12 protein-coding genes and 1 pseudogene are annotated in these 17,181 nt (G+C 37.6%); 9 read left to right on the forward strand and 4 right to left on the reverse strand.

All coding sequences use genetic code 11. The features are described 5' to 3' along the window. Nucleotides 1-335: 335 nt before the first annotated feature. From yaaA to rpsR, 7 genes are all read left to right on the forward strand, one after another. Entirely contained in the window at nucleotides 336-584 is a 249-nt protein-coding gene (gene yaaA / locus AWM76_RS00260; RefSeq protein WP_026465537.1) for a S4 domain-containing protein YaaA, read from the forward strand. Beyond that, complete coding sequence (recF, locus tag AWM76_RS00265; RefSeq protein ID WP_003142914.1) at nucleotides 571-1,686, forward strand: DNA replication/repair protein RecF; 1,116 nt, start codon at nucleotides 571-573, stop codon at nucleotides 1,684-1,686. Before yaaA ends, recF begins: the two co-directional genes overlap by 14 nt. A 181-nt stretch (nucleotides 1,687-1,867) precedes the next feature. Further along, a complete protein-coding gene (gyrB, locus tag AWM76_RS00270) occupies nucleotides 1,868-3,790 on the forward strand; it encodes a DNA topoisomerase (ATP-hydrolyzing) subunit B (RefSeq protein ID WP_039935877.1) in 1,923 nt (640 codons plus the stop codon). Nucleotides 3,791-3,808: 18 nt separating this feature from the next. After that, the gene (gene gyrA / locus AWM76_RS00275) at nucleotides 3,809-6,388 is read left to right on the forward strand and encodes a DNA gyrase subunit A (RefSeq protein WP_003142912.1); all 2,580 of its coding nucleotides are present in this window, start codon (nucleotides 3,809-3,811) and stop codon (nucleotides 6,386-6,388) included. A 268-nt stretch (nucleotides 6,389-6,656) separates the two neighbouring features. Further along, nucleotides 6,657-6,959, forward strand: coding sequence for a 30S ribosomal protein S6 (rpsF, locus tag AWM76_RS00280; RefSeq protein ID WP_003142910.1), 303 nt, complete (start codon nucleotides 6,657-6,659; stop codon nucleotides 6,957-6,959). A gap of 36 nt (nucleotides 6,960-6,995) precedes the next feature. Continuing rightward, entirely contained in the window at nucleotides 6,996-7,547 is a 552-nt protein-coding gene (gene ssb, locus AWM76_RS00285; RefSeq protein ID WP_003142907.1) for a single-stranded DNA-binding protein, read from the forward strand. 26 nt (nucleotides 7,548-7,573) lie between these two features. Beyond that, nucleotides 7,574-7,810, forward strand: a complete 237-nt coding sequence (gene rpsR, locus AWM76_RS00290) for a 30S ribosomal protein S18 (protein WP_003142905.1) — start codon at nucleotides 7,574-7,576, stop codon at nucleotides 7,808-7,810. Nucleotides 7,811-7,871: 61 nt separating this feature from the next. On the opposite strand, the gene AWM76_RS00295 is transcribed toward rpsR, so the two are convergent. The 4 genes and pseudogenes from AWM76_RS00295 to AWM76_RS00310 all read right to left on the reverse strand — a co-directional run. Next, nucleotides 7,872-8,252 carry a VOC family protein gene (locus AWM76_RS00295; protein ID WP_003142903.1) on the reverse strand — a complete coding sequence of 127 codons (381 nt, stop codon included), beginning with the start codon at nucleotides 8,250-8,252 and terminating at the stop codon, nucleotides 7,872-7,874. A gap of 157 nt (nucleotides 8,253-8,409) precedes the next feature. After that, nucleotides 8,410-9,477 carry an iron-containing alcohol dehydrogenase family protein gene (locus tag AWM76_RS00300; RefSeq protein ID WP_003142900.1) on the reverse strand — a complete coding sequence of 356 codons (1,068 nt, stop codon included), beginning with the start codon at nucleotides 9,475-9,477 and terminating at the stop codon, nucleotides 8,410-8,412. Nucleotides 9,478-9,554: 77 nt separating this feature from the next. Then, nucleotides 9,555-10,589 (reverse strand): branched-chain amino acid aminotransferase, encoded by a 1,035-nt coding sequence (locus AWM76_RS00305; RefSeq protein ID WP_003142898.1) that lies wholly within the window; start codon nucleotides 10,587-10,589, stop codon nucleotides 9,555-9,557. 402 nt (nucleotides 10,590-10,991) lie between these two features. Further along, nucleotides 10,992-11,873 (reverse strand): annotated as a pseudogene (locus AWM76_RS00310) (ABC transporter substrate-binding protein); the annotation flags it as partial. Between the two features lie 2,797 nt (nucleotides 11,874-14,670). Between AWM76_RS00310 and AWM76_RS00315 the strand changes: the two are divergent. Together AWM76_RS00315 and rplI are read left to right on the forward strand one after the other, a co-directional pair. After that, nucleotides 14,671-16,698: a DHH family phosphoesterase gene (locus AWM76_RS00315; RefSeq protein ID WP_039935839.1), complete on the forward strand. Its 2,028-nt coding sequence runs from the start codon at nucleotides 14,671-14,673 to the stop codon at nucleotides 16,696-16,698. A 2-nt stretch (nucleotides 16,699-16,700) separates the two neighbouring features. After that, complete coding sequence (gene rplI, locus AWM76_RS00320) at nucleotides 16,701-17,153, forward strand: 50S ribosomal protein L9 (RefSeq protein WP_003142892.1); 453 nt, start codon at nucleotides 16,701-16,703, stop codon at nucleotides 17,151-17,153. Nucleotides 17,154-17,181 lie beyond the last annotated feature (28 nt).

Genomic DNA, 17,181 nt, shown 5'->3' on the forward strand with positions numbered 1-17,181 from the left:
GTCAAATCATTTTCATATGGTTAGCCAAATGGATAAGGATCAAAATCATTTACTGGTTTTGGTCCTTTTTTTCGGTCTACATATAAAAATGTGCCAATTTTTGACTTTTAAGCCCTTTAAGTAAGATTCTAGGTATTTCCCTATCTAAAATGCCAACTTTTAATACAGGGCCTTTATTTGCTAAATACGGTAAATTAGCGTATAATTAAGGGTGTATAAATAAAAGTAAAATCGTTGAATCTGCTAAGGACCACTAGCTGTGTCCGGTGATGGCAAGAAGAGACGATTTATTTTATGTGAAGAGCGAATTTGGAAGATGAATGTGGGGTGAAATGATGGCTGAAATCGTAAAAATTAAAACAGCATATATTACATTGAGTCAGTTATTAAAAATTTCTGGTGCGATAGGTACTGGCGGAGAAGCGAAATGGTATCTACAAGAAAATGATGTCGTTGTAGACGGTGAAATTGATAACCGACGTGGACGTAAATTGTATCCAGGTATGGTTATTGCAATACCGAATGAAGGTGAATTTATCATCGAAAGCCATGAAGCGCATGGTGATGGACATGCAGCTGAATGACATTAAGTTAAAAGACTTCAGAAATTATGAAGATCTAACAGTCACATTTTCTCCTGGGGTGAACGTCTTTATTGGCGAGAATGCCCAGGGGAAAACATCTTTATTAGAGGCTATTTATATGATGTCACTGGCAAGAAGTCACCGTACGGCCAATGAAAAAGATACCATCCATTGGAAACAAGACTTTGCGCGTATTGAAGGTAGTATATCAACGAGAACGAATCCAGATTTACCACTAGCGCTAACCATTACGAAATCTGGTAAACGCGCAAAAGTGAACCATTTAAACCAAAATCGGATGAGTGATTATATTGGCAAATTGAATGTGGTCCTTTTTGCCCCGGAAGATTTAGAACTGATTAAAGGTGCCCCGCAACTTAGACGAAAGTTTATTGATATGGAACTTGGGCAAATGAGCCCGAAGTACCTGTATGAGTCGGTTCAATATAATCGATTATTAAAACAACGAAATGCCTACCTCAAGCAATTATTATATAAAGAAACCCAAGATCAAATTTATTTAGATATTCTCACTGAACAGTTAGCGGCGTCTGCTACCCATGTTATTTACCAACGGCTACGTTTTGTAGACCAACTGGAATCATGGGCTAAACCCATCCATTCAAACATTTCACATGGGCTTGAAGAGTTGACTTTAGCTTATCGTGGTCCAAGTGAGTTGACTTTAGATATGACTGAAGATGCCATTTACCAGCAGTTGATGACGAAATTTAAAGAGAAGAAAGACCATGAATTTGCCAGAGGGGTTACTTTAGTTGGTCCACATCGGGATGATTTGACCTTTAAGGTGAATGGCCGTGATGTGCAGAAATTTGGTTCCCAAGGACAGCAACGGACGACTGTATTGAGTATGAAATTAGCAGAAATCGAATGCATGCATGAAGTTTTAGGGGAATACCCTATTTTACTATTGGATGACGTACTCAGTGAATTAGATGATGAGCGGCAAACCCACTTATTGAAGTCTATACAGTCGAAAGTCCAAACCTTTTTAACAACAACAAGTTTAGATGGTATTCAAAGAGAATTAATTGAAGAACCAAGGGTTTTCAATATTGATGCAGGCGCGATAGTGGAATAAGTAAGCGTGCGGGTTAGGCGTGGCCTAAAATCCCATGGCGCTATTGAGATTGAATAATTTACGTAATAGGAGTGGGAAAATGGCAAACAATGCTAATGAAAACAACAACAATGAAAATGAAATGTTGACCAATGAAGAAGCACTCGTCCAACCAGAGGACCTTGTTTCTGAAGAAGAAAAAATGGCCAAAAAACGCGAATTGGCTAAAGACTATGATGCTAGCCAAATTCAAGTATTGGAAGGTCTAGAAGCTGTACGTAAGCGTCCAGGGATGTATATCGGGTCAACTTCAGCTAGTGGTTTACACCATTTAGTATGGGAGATTGTCGATAACTCAATTGATGAGGCCCTAGCAGGATTTGCGGGTCACATCCAAGTCACCATTGAAAAAGATAATTCTATAACAGTTGTCGATGATGGTCGCGGGATTCCCGTTGATATCCAGTCAAATACCGGTCGTCCAGCGGTAGAAACAGTCTTTACTGTCCTACATGCCGGTGGTAAATTCGGCGGTGGCGGGTATAAAGTATCCGGCGGTCTTCACGGGGTTGGGGCCTCTGTTGTAAACGCCCTTTCTGAATGGTTGCATGTATATGTCCATAAAAATGGCCGCATCTACCACCAAGAATTCCGCCAAGGCGCTATTGTGTCGGATGTTGAACAAACTGGTGATACAGATACCCATGGTACGGTTGTGCATTTTAAACCGGATGCAGAGATTTTTACCGAGACAACCACCTTTGAATTTGAAGTTTTAAACCGACGTGTCCGTGAGTTAGCCTTCTTGAATAAGGGCTTAAGGATTTCTTTAATGGATGCTAGATCAGAAAACCATAAAACAGCTTCTTACCACTATGAAGGTGGGATTAAAGAATATATTGAGTACATGAATAAAGATAAAGATGTTTTATTTGAACAACCGATTTATCTTGAAGATGAGCAAGATGGGATTGAAGTAGAGGTAGCTTTACAATACACGGATGGCTTCCACTCAAATATCTTAAGCTTTGCGAATAATATCCATACTTTTGAAGGTGGTATGCATGAATCAGGAGCAAAGACCGCTCTTACACGTGTGATTAACAACTATGCTCGCTCGCAAAAGTTAATTAAAGAAAATGAAGATAATTTAACTGGGGAAGATGTGCGTGAAGGGATCACCTTAATTGTATCTATTCGCCACCCAGACCCACAGTTTGAAGGTCAAACCAAAATGAAATTGGGAAACTCTGAAGTTCGAACGATTACCGATAATTTATTTGCGACGCATTTTGAAACGTTCCTACTAGAGAATCCGCAAATTGCCCGCCGTATTGTCGATAAAGGTACTGTTGCGTCTAAGGCTCGTCTAGCTGCTAAGCGGGCACGTGAAATGACCCGTAAAAAATCAGGCCTAGAGATTTCTAACCTACCTGGTAAATTAGCCGACTGCTCAAGCCGTAATCCAGAAGAATCTGAATTATTCATCGTTGAGGGGAACTCGGCCGGCGGATCAGCGAAACAAGGCCGTTCACGTCACTTCCAAGCTATCTTGCCGATTCGAGGTAAAATCTTGAACGTTGAAAAAGCATCGATGGACAGAATTTTATCTAATGAAGAAATCCGTTCATTATTTACGGCAATGGGTACAGGTTGGCAAAATGATTTCGACATCACCAAGGCACGTTACCACAAATTGGTTATTATGACTGATGCCGATGTCGATGGTGCCCACATCCGTGCCTTACTATTAACCTTAATTTACCGTTATATGCGCCCTATCTTGGATGCTGGCTATGTCTATATCGCAGTGCCACCTTTATACCAAGTCCGTCAAGGTAAAAAGATTGTCTACCTAGATACTGACAAGCAATTAGAAGAATACCTACAAACTATACCAGCAACACCAAAACCAGCCATCCAACGTTATAAAGGTTTGGGTGAAATGGACGCTGAACAACTTTGGGAAACTACAATGGACCCAGCTAATAGAACATTATTACAAGTAAACGTAGACGATGCAGTAGAAGCAGACAAAATCATCAATATGTTGATGGGTGACCACGTTGAACCAAGACGTGACTTCATCGAAGAGAATGCTACCTACGCCAACATCGATTTATAGTAAGGAGGGAAAAGTTTCATGAGTGAAGAAATTAAAGAACAATTCCCACAACGTGAGATATCGCAAGAAATGCGGACGTCATTTCTTGACTACGCCATGTCAGTTATTGTGGCTCGTGCCCTACCGGATGTCCGTGATGGCTTAAAACCCGTTCACCGTCGTATCCTTTATGGAATGAATGAATTAGGGGTAACCTCAGATAAACCCTATAAAAAATCCGCCCGTATCGTTGGGGACGTAATGGGTAAATACCATCCGCATGGGGATTCAGCTATCTATGAATCAATGGTGCGTATGGCCCAAGACTTCTCTTACCGCTACATGCTAGTGGATGGTCACGGGAACTTCGGTTCAGTCGATGGTGACCAAGCCGCAGCTATGCGTTATACCGAAGCACGTATGAGTAAGATTGCCCACGAAATGGTTCGTGACATGAATAAAGATACCGTTGATTTTATCCCTAACTATGACGGTGAAGAGCGTGAGCCAGAAGTATTACCAGCTCGCTTTCCTAACCTATTAGTAAACGGGACAACCGGTATCGCAGTTGGGATGACCACCAATATCCCAACCCATAACCTAAGCGAAGTCATCGGCGCCATTAAAATTTTAATGCAGAACGCTGACGCAACAACCAACGAATTGATGGAGGCTTTACCAGGACCAGACTTCCCAACCGGTGGTATTGTCATCGGGAAATCAGGTATCCGTAAGGCTTATGAGACTGGAAAAGGGACAATCATTGTCCGTGCTAAATTAGACATTGAAACCTTGTCTTCAGGTAAAGAACGGATTATCGTTCATGAAATTCCTTACATGGTGAACAAGGCTAAATTAGTCGAACGTATCGCTGAACTAGCTCGCGACAAACGGGTAGAAGGGATCACCGCTGTACGTGACGAATCTGGTCGTGAAGGTATGCGTGTCGTTATTGAATGCCGTAAAGATGCCAGCGCATCTGTAATCGTTAATAACCTTTACAAATACACGCAATTACAAACAAACTTCGGTATTAACATGGTAGCCATTGTAAATGGTGTACCACGTACCCTAAGCTTGAAAGAAATTCTACAAAACTACCTACTTCACCAAGAAGAAGTTATCCGTCGTCGTTCGATTTTCGAGAAAAACAAGGCTGAAGCGCGTGCCCACATCCTAGAAGGGTTGCAAATTGCCTTAGACCATATCGACGAAATTGTGAATATCTTACGTACATCACGTTCAGGTGACGAAGCGAAAGCCCGTTTTATCGAGGACTACAAGCTATCAGATAAACAATCGCAAGCTATCTTAGACATGCGTCTAGTTCGTCTAACTGGTTTAGAACGTGAGAAAATTGATAAAGAACACGCCGAATTAATGGCGCAAATCGACTACTTAAACCAAGTATTAGGATCTGAAACAATGCGTTACCAAATCATTTACGATGAATTAATTGAAATCGAAAGTAAATTCGGTGATGACCGTCGTACAGAGTTAATGGTTGGTGAAATCCACAATATCGATGATGAAGACCTGATTGAAGAAAGTAACGTGATTGTTACCTTAACGCAAAACGGGTATATCAAACGTATTGATGATGTAGAATTTAGAGCTCAAAATCGTGGAGGTACGGGTGTTAAGGGGATGAGTATGAACGACGATGACTTCGTTGAAACCATGTTATCTACCTCAACCCACGACTCAGTCCTATTCTTCACCAACACTGGTCGCGTATTCCACTCTAAAGGTTATGAAATTCCAGAGTTTGGTCGTGCAGCAAAAGGGATTCCAGTTGTTAACCTGCTAAATCTACAACAAGACGAAACTGTTCAAGCAATGATCAACGTGACCCCAATTGAAGACGCAGAAGTAAAAGAACACTTATTATTCGTAACGAAAAACGGTACTGTAAAACGTACCAATGCAAGTGACTACTTCAATATCCGTAACAATGGGTTAATCGCCTTGAAACTAGCTGAAGGCGATGAATTAGTGAAAGTTGTCTTAACTAGTGGTGATGACAACATTATTATCGCGTCCCGAGATGGTTATGCCGTAAGTTTCCAAGAAACAAACGTCCGTAGCATGGGTCGTACCGCTACAGGTGTTCGCGGTATTCGTTTAAATGACGGCGATCAAGTGGTTGGTATGTCCGTACTTGGACCAGATGATAATGTATTAGTGGTTACTGAAAAAGGTTACGGTAAACAAACACCAGCCAGCGAATATGGTATTAAAAACCGTGGTGGTAAAGGGGTTAAAACCATTAATGTTACCGAGAAGAATGGTATCTTAGTTGGTTTAACAACCGTTTCAGGAGAAGAAGACATCATGTTAATGACGAATCAAGGTATAGCTATTCGTTTCCATGCGAAAAATATTTCGCAAACAGGCCGGGCAACACAAGGGGTGCGTTTAATCCGTCTAGCTGAAGATTCATATGTATCAGCAATTGCTAAAGTAGAAGCAATTGAAGAAGCATTAGCAGCAACACCACTAGAAAATAAAACTGCTATTGATGCCCAATTAGCAGATGAACCCTCTGATGAAATGATTTCTCGTATGCAAGAATTCGCAGACGATGCCCTATCTGACCAAGAAGAAACAGAAGACTAAAATTGGTAATACAATAAAAAAGTTGCGAAAATCCCATGAAATGGCTATTGATAGGCCACTTCATGGGATTTTTTTGATGTCTTTTAGATTAGATTATTCTGGTATATTAACCTAAATTATTTTCTTACAAATATACGCTTGATTTTTAAGATATCACTTGATTTATATAGATTATTTTGATAAAATACTTTATTGTGAGTATTAATATACTCTCCTTGCTCTCAAGGATGTTGAGAGCCAATAGACCAAAAGGAGGTGCAAAAGTCTGATGAGTGAAAACACTACTAAATACGAAGTTTTATACATTATTCGTCCTGATATGGAAGAAGCGTCTAAAAAAGCTTTGGTTGAACAATTCGATCAAATCTTAACTTCAAACGGTGTAACAATTAATGAATCTAAAGACTGGGCAAAACGTCGTCTTGCATATGAAATCAACGATTACAAAGAGGGTATCTACCACTTAGTTGATATGGAAGCTGACGATGCGGAAGGAATCAACGAATTCGACCGTCTTGCCAAAATCAATGACAATATCTTACGTCATATGATTACTAAAATCGAAGACTAATTAACAATACATATTTCGTGAGAGAGGAGTTATTTCATGATTAATAATGTTGTACTGGTCGGCCGTTTAACTCGTGACGTTGATGTGCGTTATACGCAAAGTGGCGTTGCCGTTGGATCTTTCAGCGTTGCCGTTGAAAGAAACTTTAAAAATGCCCAAGGTGAACGTGAGACAGATTTTATTAACTGTGTTATTTGGCGTAAAGCAGCAGAGAATTTTGCGCGTTTTACCCGTAAAGGTTCATTAGTAGGTGTTGAAGGCAGCATCCAAACTCGAAACTACGAGAATAACCAAGGACAACGTGTATACGTTACTGAGATTTTGGTTGATAACTTTAGTTTATTAGAATCAAAATCAGTTACTGAAAGCCGCCCTGCCTCTGATAATAATAATAACAGTGGTTTTGGTGGGTTTAATAACAATAACGCAAACAACAACAGCTATAACAATCAAAATGCTGATCCATTTGATGGAAACAGCTTTAATCAAAACTCCTCTTCATTTAACAATGGTAACGATAACCCATTCCCATCATCTAATGATGGTTCTGGTTCAATCAATGTTACCGATGATGACTTACCATTCTAATGGTATAAGTAAGGGAGGTAAAAAATATGGCAGCACAACGCCGCGGTGGTCGTAGACGTAAAAAAGTATGTTTCTTCTGCGCTAACCACATTGATCATGTAGATTACAAAGACACAGATTTATTAAAACGTTATATTTCTGAAAAAGGTAAAATCTTACCTCGTCGTGTAACTGGTACATGTGCAAAACACCAACGTACTTTAACAGCTGGTATTAAACGCGCTCGTATTATGGCTTTAATTCCATTTACTACAGCAGACTAATACTAATCAAAAAACCATTTCGCCTTCTGGTGAAATGGTTTTTTTCTACGTTTAAACTAACTTAATTTGTTGTAATTTCGACTAGATTGCCCTCTGGGTCTTGGACTACAGATTCATAGTAACCATCACCGGTTGTTCGTGGACCAGATAAAAGTGGGAACCCATCTGCGACTAATTGGGCTGTTTTTGCGTCTACAGCCTCTTTATCTCCTACTGCTAGTGCAATATGTCCATAACCTAAAGCATCGGCAATATGGGGGCTTAAATGCTTTTTATTCGTTAATTCTAGTCGACTGCCTTCATCAAAGCTTAAAAAGTATGATGAAAAATGCGTTTTAGGATTGTGGTAGCGGTCACCTGCCTTGGCTTCAAAGTATTTTTCATAAAATGCTTTGACAAGTTCTAAGTCAGTCACCCATAAAGCAACGTGTTCAATTTTCATATATAAACTCCTTTGGTGTGTAATTTAGAATACGCTTACACACTATAGGATAAAGCAAAACGAGCTGTGACGCTAGTCACAACTCGTTCTTAGGGAATTCCTATGTTAAGTATGTTGATTACTTGTTTAATCTCATGTTCTAAGGAGGAAAATCTGATTAGTCCAAAGCTTCAACATCTCTAATTGCTTGTTCAAATTTCTCACGGGTAATGGTATATGGAGAGAATGTTAAATCGTCCATAGTCATCGCTTTATCAACTAATTTGTCGATATCTTCTTGCGTTGTTACCCCTTGAGCTGCCAATTTAGTTGGCAATTTAATTGATTCCATGAATGCTTTCATACGGTCACGGTATTCAAATTGTTGGTCCATTGTTAGTAATAACAAGATACCATATGAAACTACCTCACCGTGTAAGTGTTCATGAGCTTGTGGCAGAACAGTATAGCCATAGTAGTAGGCATGTGCCATGTTTGAGTTGATGTCATTTTCCACTAATACAGACGCATAAGCTGATGCACCAATAATTTCAAGAACAACATCTTCTAAAGCCTGGTTTGTTTCTTTGTTACGTACAGCTTCTAGAGCTTCAGCGCCAACAGCCATCAATTTATCATTCGTACCTTTGACGATATTTACCCCTAAACGATTTTCAAAGCTTAGGTCTCTGCCACGTGAAGAAAAACTAGTCTCTACTTCTTTAGACATACAGTCACCAATACCAGCCCATAAGTATTCAACAGGCGCCTCAGCGATGATTTGTGTATCGATGAAGGTATGGTCAGCTGGTGCTTTACGGTAAGCTAAACCTGCCATCTCATGGTTATCATGATACATAACACATACTGACGAAGTTGGCGCTGAAACTGAAGCTAGAGTGGGGATAGTGAATAATGGTTTGTCTAAGTCACGAGCTACTACCTTAATTGTATCAATCGCGCGTCCCCCACCAACTGCAAAGATCATATCCGCATCTTGCACTTCTTTGATCGCTTTCATTTTCTCAACATTGGTATATGAAGCTTCCTTTCCGTAGACTTGTACGGTTGCCACTTTTAATGATGATTTTTCTAGGGCAGCAGTTAAACGTTCCTTACTGGCTGCCAAGGCTTTTTCACCACCTAGAATCGCGACTGTTGTACCAAATTGACTACAATATTCATCAATTGCATCAAAGGCATCAACACCAATTGTTAAATTTGGTAGGTTTACTGATAGAGACATATTTATCTTCCTTCTTTCTTCATAATCATCCTTTTAAACTAATTTATGCTTGGTTTAAAAGGCATTTGGTAAAATGATTAATCTTCATCAACGTCTACAATCCATCCTTCAGGTGCTTCTAATTCACCAAATTGGATACCCGTTAATTCTTTGTATAATTTTTGTGATACTGGACCAACCTCAGTTTCTGAGAAGAATACGTGACGGTTGTCTTTGTATGTTACAGAACCAGCTGGAGAAATAACAGCCGCGTTACCCATAGCCCCTGCTTCAGAATATTTGTCAAAGTCATCTACTTTAATATCGCCCTCTTCAACTTCTAAGCCCAAACGATGTTCTGCTAACCATAACAATGATTTTTTAGTGATTGAAGGTAATACTGTGTCTGATTTAGGTGTTACAAATTTGTTTGTATCTTTCTCGATAGCAAAGAAGTTTGCTGATGAGAATTCATCTACTTTAGTATGTGTTGCTGGGTCTAAGTATAATACGTCATCGTAACCAGATTCTTGGATACGTTTAGCTGTTGCTAATGTTGATGCGTAGTTAGCTGTTGCTTTGATGTTACCAGTACCATCAGCTGCTACACGGTCATGTTCGTGGTCGATGATGTAGTTATGTGGTGCTAACCCACCTTTGTATAAAGGACCAACTGGTGTTACGTAGATTGTAAATAAGTATTCTTCAGCTGCTGATACTTGTACGTGGTCACCGATACCTAATAACATAGGACGGATGAACATTGCAGCACCGTTGTGGCCATATGGTGGCACATAGTCACGGTTAGCTTTAATAACTTCCTTACAAGCACGGACAAATTCTTCAACTGGTACTTCTGGCATCGCCATACGACGAGCACCACGGTTTAAACGTTCACCAAATTCATCTGGACGGAATAAAACGATCTTGCCATCTTTTGTACCATAAGCTTTATTACCTTCGAATACCCCTTGGCCGTAGTTGACGATTGGAGCAGCTTCACGAATTGGTAATTGAGGATCTGTTTCTAATCCTGCTTTATACCATTCGCCATCTTTCCAGTATGCACGCCAGCGGTATGGTACTTCCGTATAAGAAAAATCTAATTCATCCCAGTTTAATTTGTCAGTCATAATGAGCAACTCCTTTAAGTTTAATTTCTAAGTAACAATATCAGCAATTTATTAGCAAAAGAAAAGGCCCCCCACGCGCTGGTGGGAGGCCTAAGTCCCATTCAGCGTTAACAAGCACGAATAGGACTTACGATTTGTTATTAGTGAAAACCACTAATTCGTAAAGTCCTGTTTATTAATAATAATGACCACTTGTGCTGTCTTTTTCATGAGACTACCTCTTTCGTTTTCTAATGTTAATTTAATATAACGCATAATACAAATGATTGCAACAGGAAAAATGAAAAAAATCTAATAAATTTGCAAATAAATTAAAATTATCTAATAAAAAGGCGTATATGGCAACGCCACATACGCCTAATCACTATCTAAAAATGGTTGTAATATCTAGTTCAAATCACTTTATTCAGATACGGGTGCATCAGCTGTTACTTCAACTGTGTGCCATCCAAAGTCATCCGCTGGGTTATGCGCGTAGTCAAAGTGTTTTACGCGGTTGTTAATAGGCATAACTTGTTGACGGAATAATGTTGGAATAACTGGTGCTTCTTCAGAGAAGTATTTTTGCCACTCAATAAAGGTATTACGTTGGAATTCTTCATCAAAGGCTTCTGAACTTGTAAAGTCAGCCATGAATTGGTCATTCTCTTCAGTTGCCCAACGTGTATAGTTAAAGGCAGCATTACGCGCGTATAAACCGTTTGGTGCTGGGTCAGTACCTGTACCCCAAGCAGCTTGATAGATATCGATATTTTCATCATCTGCTTCAATACGGTCATAGAAACTGTTGAATTCTAGTAAACGACCATCTGTTAATTGGACATCTAATCCAACTTCATTCCAAGCTTGGATATAGTATTGTGCAATCGGCTCTGCAGTTTCCCCACCTGCCATAGAGGCAAAGTTAATTTGTAATGGTTCACCATCTGGATCTTCACGAATACCATCGTTATCTGTATCTACGTAGCCAGCATCATCTAATAGTTGGTTAGCTTTATCAGGATCGTAGCTATAGCCAGGTACTTCTTCGGTTGTAGCACCAAAGCTACCAAATACAGGTGGAATAACGGTATTTGCATTGGAACGTAGACCATTATAGAATCGTTGTGCTACAGCATCGTCATCAATAGCATACCCCATTGCTTGACGAAGGGATTTATCAGCCATTTTGGCATCTTCATCATAAATAACCTCACCGGCTTCAGCATCCCAAGATCCCAGCTTAAATCCGATATAAGTATAAGATAATTCTTCGCGACCGAGTAATGTATAACCAGGTAATTCTGCTTATCGTTTTAATAATAGGAAGATAAATGGATTAAGCAGCTTGAAAATTATAATCAAAATAGGAAACATGTGTTTGTGGATAAAGCTGTGATTAATTCGAATAAACGTTCGAATTCTCTTGGTGCTGTTGGCAAGTATCTTGTGGATAAAATTCAACCACGGTGAGGAGATCAATATATAAAAATGACTTATCCACATGTGGAGATAGGTAGATTTTAACCGGTTATTTTTAAGAAAATGGCTGTTTCACATGAAAACTGTTGTTAAAATAGCTGCATATTAGGGTCAATAAATTGATGGTATATAAGTAATTGAAAACGAAATAAGAAGCAAAAAGAGCCTATATCATGTAAGGATATATAACATATACAATTACAAATTGTTGTAGTACAGTGAAGGGATTCTAAATAAAAAGATTGCAAATTTTAAAAAGGGGATGTGTATTGAATCCTGCTTTATATAAAAAAATTAGGTTTAGAGAGATAAAAAGTAGATATAAGCTAAGTAAATAAATGATAGTCATTATTGAATAAAAGTAAAAAAGAATAGTGGCGTATCTCTTTTCAAGTGCATATAGATGTGAAATTTCACAAGCAAATGAGTTCGAAAGAAGAAGAAAGCATTGATATAGTATAACCATCGATGTGACAAGCTAATAGAAGAAGTTAAGTAAAATTTAGAGAGACAAGGTGTTAATTTTACTTAAATTAAGTGAATACGGAGAGAAGTATAGACATAACCAAGAATAATAGAAGAAGATAAATGAAATTACCTGTCGTTTGATTTTCAATGAGATTTCACGTGTTGGTGCCGTATCAATAAGCGCACTCGGCCCTTCTTATCTGCTTATTTTATGCCCACCCTTATATAATTGGTAAATTTAGCAGCGGTAAGAATTGAGGGATCTATTTATTGAATTCTCCTTATATATTATGATTAGCCAAGTTCTTGTTTAATAGAAGGCTATTGTATGAGGGTTTGACTGTATTTTTGGCCATTATCCTATCAATAAAGCCAATTTTAGAGTGTTTTCAGAGTGTCAGTTAAATAAAATCGCGCTTCCATGCCTTTTTTATAAGGAAAAAGCAGTGGTTTACAACAATAACAATTTTCTACTTCAGTTTTTATGATTATAGCCTGATTTGTATTTTTTGATGCATTGCCCTCTTTGGGCTTTTATATAAAACTATAAGGATGTTTCACGTGAAACATCCCTTCTTTTTATTGATTATCCTTTTGTGTGTAGCAAATGCGTTACCTTAGCTTTATAAACCTTATACAAACAGATGAATTATAGTGTTTCTTTCAAAATTTATGATTAAAGAGGGAAAAGGAATAGATACCTTACCGAACTAGGCCAAGGACAACTTTAGATAGATTTGAATTAATTATTAGCTCTTCTCGCAGCAGCAATCGCTGTTTTTTTACTAAATTACAATGATTTATACTTATTCACTATAATTCTTTAACAAAAAAATATTTTCTATAAACTTTGAAAAATATAGCCTGTCTCAGTATGTTTCACGTGAAACAATCCACCATGATAGAATGTTTTAAAATTAATAGGAGGCCTATAGACAAATAAAGAAAATGATAAGTTAATAAAAATGGTCACCAATTAATGCCTTATATTAATTTTTCTGTGAAATAAATACTTATTTACTATGTGTGTATTGTATTTCACGAAAATATTTTATATTAGCTACTTCGATAAAATTAAAGTTAATTTATATACCGATGATGTTTCACGTGAAACATCATTCATCGTCGGTTATTTCAATATCCAGTCCTAATAAAAGAGAAATTTTAAGTAGTATTATACTCTAATATCATTATGGCCGTTAGTCACAATTATCGCTAATTTATTCAATCGGTGGAAAGATCTATGCCTAATGATTATTGAACCATTCCTTTACTATATAAACTATCAGCGAAATCCTAGCGTTATCATAAAAAATTAGAATGTTATATTATACTTATCCTTATGTTTACAATGATACTTAGTATAGCTCTAACCATGCAGTTTAGTGATGATATAAAAAGAAAATCGGATACAAAACATTCTAATTAAGAGCTAGGCATTTGATAATTACTTTCAATCATTAATTTGGTGTAGGGTGAATGAATAATTTCTAGTGAGTGTCGATATGCTGGTATAAAAGTCTATTTCCTTTATTTAACTTGATATGCGGATAAGATAAACCAAAAGTCAATGAATATTAGGATATATATCGCCATTGTAAGCATTTGTTAGTGAACTGTAGGAAGATTTCTGTATTGGAGATATGCCCATTATAAAACTTGCAATCATGTAAAATTAATTATAACTAACATGAATGTTTCACGTGAAACATTCACGCTGGATAGATACTTCGTGAAGAAGTTTTTGACTTTTATATTTTTGATAAGACATGAATGATACCGATTTAAAGAATCCTATATCTATTTTCTACTTACTTGAAACGTTTAAAAAATTTATATTTCCTACCTAGAAATAAGACCATAGCAATTACAGGAGTTTGTCTATTTTAAAATGCTTATACAATATGGTAATAGGGGTTTAAATTATTTTTTCAACTCATAAGATTTTTATAAAATATGTGGATATTAAAATTTTCATTTAGAAATCAATAATCCCATTATGATTAGATACCATTTAATTATTTCACGTGAAACAATCTAATAAGAACATACGTTTGTATAGAGCGTAAAACGTATAAAAATGATTGTTTTTTAAGATTGTGTTAAAATGGTATATGTTAAAGTGTCGAATTTTGACCTAAAGGAGATTATTATGAAGAGAGAGAATTGGCAGTCTAAAATTCCTTCTTTCTTATTGAAGTCGGCAATTATATGGCCACTTATTATTGCACTATTATTATTAATTATCGTTATCGGTATTAGTGCAACAGTTAGTTTACAAATGGGTTTTGTAATTGTTAGTTTGGTTGTTGTTGTAATAGGTTTACTTGGTTTTGCTTTGGTCCTGATGTTAACCGCCTTGAGTGAGTATATCTTAGGATTAGGTAACCAGATTAAATCTGTGCAAAGTGAAATTCTATTGAAGATGCCTATTGGTATTATTGTCTTCGATGAAAATGACCCAACCATTGAATGGGTAAACCCCTTTTTACAGAAGTACTTCTACCAGAAGGAAATAATTGGATTAAATATAAATGATTTAGATGAAGAAATTTTTGAATTGTACAAGGACTTTCAGGAAGATCCGTCATTGAAATCTAAACGATTCCAGTGGAAGAATGCGCATTTCGAGGTCACTTATTTAAGAGATGAGCATGCTATGTACTTTATTGATGCAACCAAGTATGGTGTAATTGCTGAGAATGCTGACCTAGGCCGTATTGTCATTGGTCATATTGTAATCGACAATTATGATGAAACGGTATCTTCAATGAATGATAGAAGGAAATCTACGATTGACAACTTGGTAACGAGTGACTTATCTAAGTGGGCTAAAAACTATGATTCTTACATTAAACGTTTGGATGATGACCATTTCTTACTGGTATCAACTTATGGTCAGTTGTCTCGAATGGAAGAGAACAAGTTTGTGGTCGTTGATAACCTTCGTGAGAAAACATCAAAGGCGAATACGCCATTAACCATTTCTATGGGGATCTCATACCAAGAGAAGGATGATGTTATTGATGTGGATGATATTTCTGACCAAGCACAGTCAAACTTAGACCTTGCGCAAAGTCGTGGGGGTGACCAAGTCGTTGTCCGTACTAAAAATCAAAAAGCGCGTTATTATGGTGGTAAGACGAACCCGATGGAGAAACGTACACGTGTACGATCACGTCAAATCGCCAATACTATTTCGACAATGATTCAAAATACGTCTTCCGTATTCGTTATGGGGCATGATTACCCAGACATGGATGCTGTTGGTGCCTGCTTGGGTATTCGTCGAATTGCGCAAATGAATAATCAAATTTGTTATGTGATTATTGATGAAAGTCGTATTAATGATGGTATTGAACGTTTATTGGTAGAACTTCGTAAGGATGAATCAATTGCGGAGTCAATCATCTCGCCTGAACAGGCAGAAGAGTTGATGGCACAAGATTCATTATTATTCTTGGTGGATGTGCATCGTCCGTCAATTACCATAGCACCAGACTTGATTACACCGAATAGACCTGTTATTATTATTGACCACCACCGTAAGGGTGAAGAAGTGCCGGATAATGTATTGTTAGAATATATTGAGCCTTATGCTTCTTCTGCGAGTGAGTTAATTACAGAGTTCTTCGAGTACCAAAATCAAGAAAGTGAACCAATCAAACGAATTGAAGCAACTGCTATGTTAGCGGGTATGATTGTGGATACACGAAATTTCTCTCTGCGTACAGGGTCAAGAACTTTTGATGCGGCTAGTTACTTAAAATCTGTAGGTGCTGATTCATTTATGATTCAAAACCTATTGAAAGAGGACTTAACGGACTATATTAAACGTAATCAATTAATTGAAAATGTTGAATTGATTTCTGGCAATCTGGGTATTGCTAGTGGTGAAGATCAGGATGTTTACGACTCAGTTACGGCTGCTCAAGCAGCGGATACTTTATTATCTATGCGTAACGTGGATGCGTCTTTTGTGGTTTACTTAAGAGAAGACGGTCGTGTAGGTATTTCTGCACGTAGTCTTGGGACGATTAATGTTCAACGTATAATGGAAGAGTTAGGTGGCGGTGGTCATTTATCAAATGCTGCTACACAAATTTCAGATGTGACTGTTTCTGAAGCAGTAGACATGTTAAAATCTGTTATTATGGATAAAGATGAGGAGGATGAATAATCATGAAGGTTATTTTTCTACAAGATGTTAAAAATCAAGGTAAAAAGGGTCAAGTAAAAGAAGTTCCTAATGGCTATGCACAAAACTTTTTATTGAAAAAAGGTTTAGCTAAAGAAGCCACAGCAAGTGCTGTTTCTGCGCAACGTGGTAAAGAAAAAGCCAACGAGAAGCAAGCGCAAGAAGAATTACAAGAAGCAAAAGATTTAAAAGCGAAAATCGAAGACGAAAAAACAGTTGTAACGATTAAAGCTAAGGGTGGAGAAGATGGCCGTTTATTCGGTTCAGTCCCATCTAAACAAATTGCTACTGCTATGTTGAAACAATACGGTATTAAAGTAGATAAACGTAAAATGGACTTGGACGAACCAATCCGTTCATTTGGTTACACAAATGTACCTGTAAAATTGCATCATGAGGTTGAAGCTACTATTCGCGTACATATCGTCGAAGAATAGGGCTAGTCTACCTATATGTTGGAGGCTA

Origin of the sequence: Aerococcus viridans (assembly GCF_001543285.1) — a bacterium.
Taxonomy (GTDB): domain Bacteria; phylum Bacillota; class Bacilli; order Lactobacillales; family Aerococcaceae; genus Aerococcus; species Aerococcus viridans.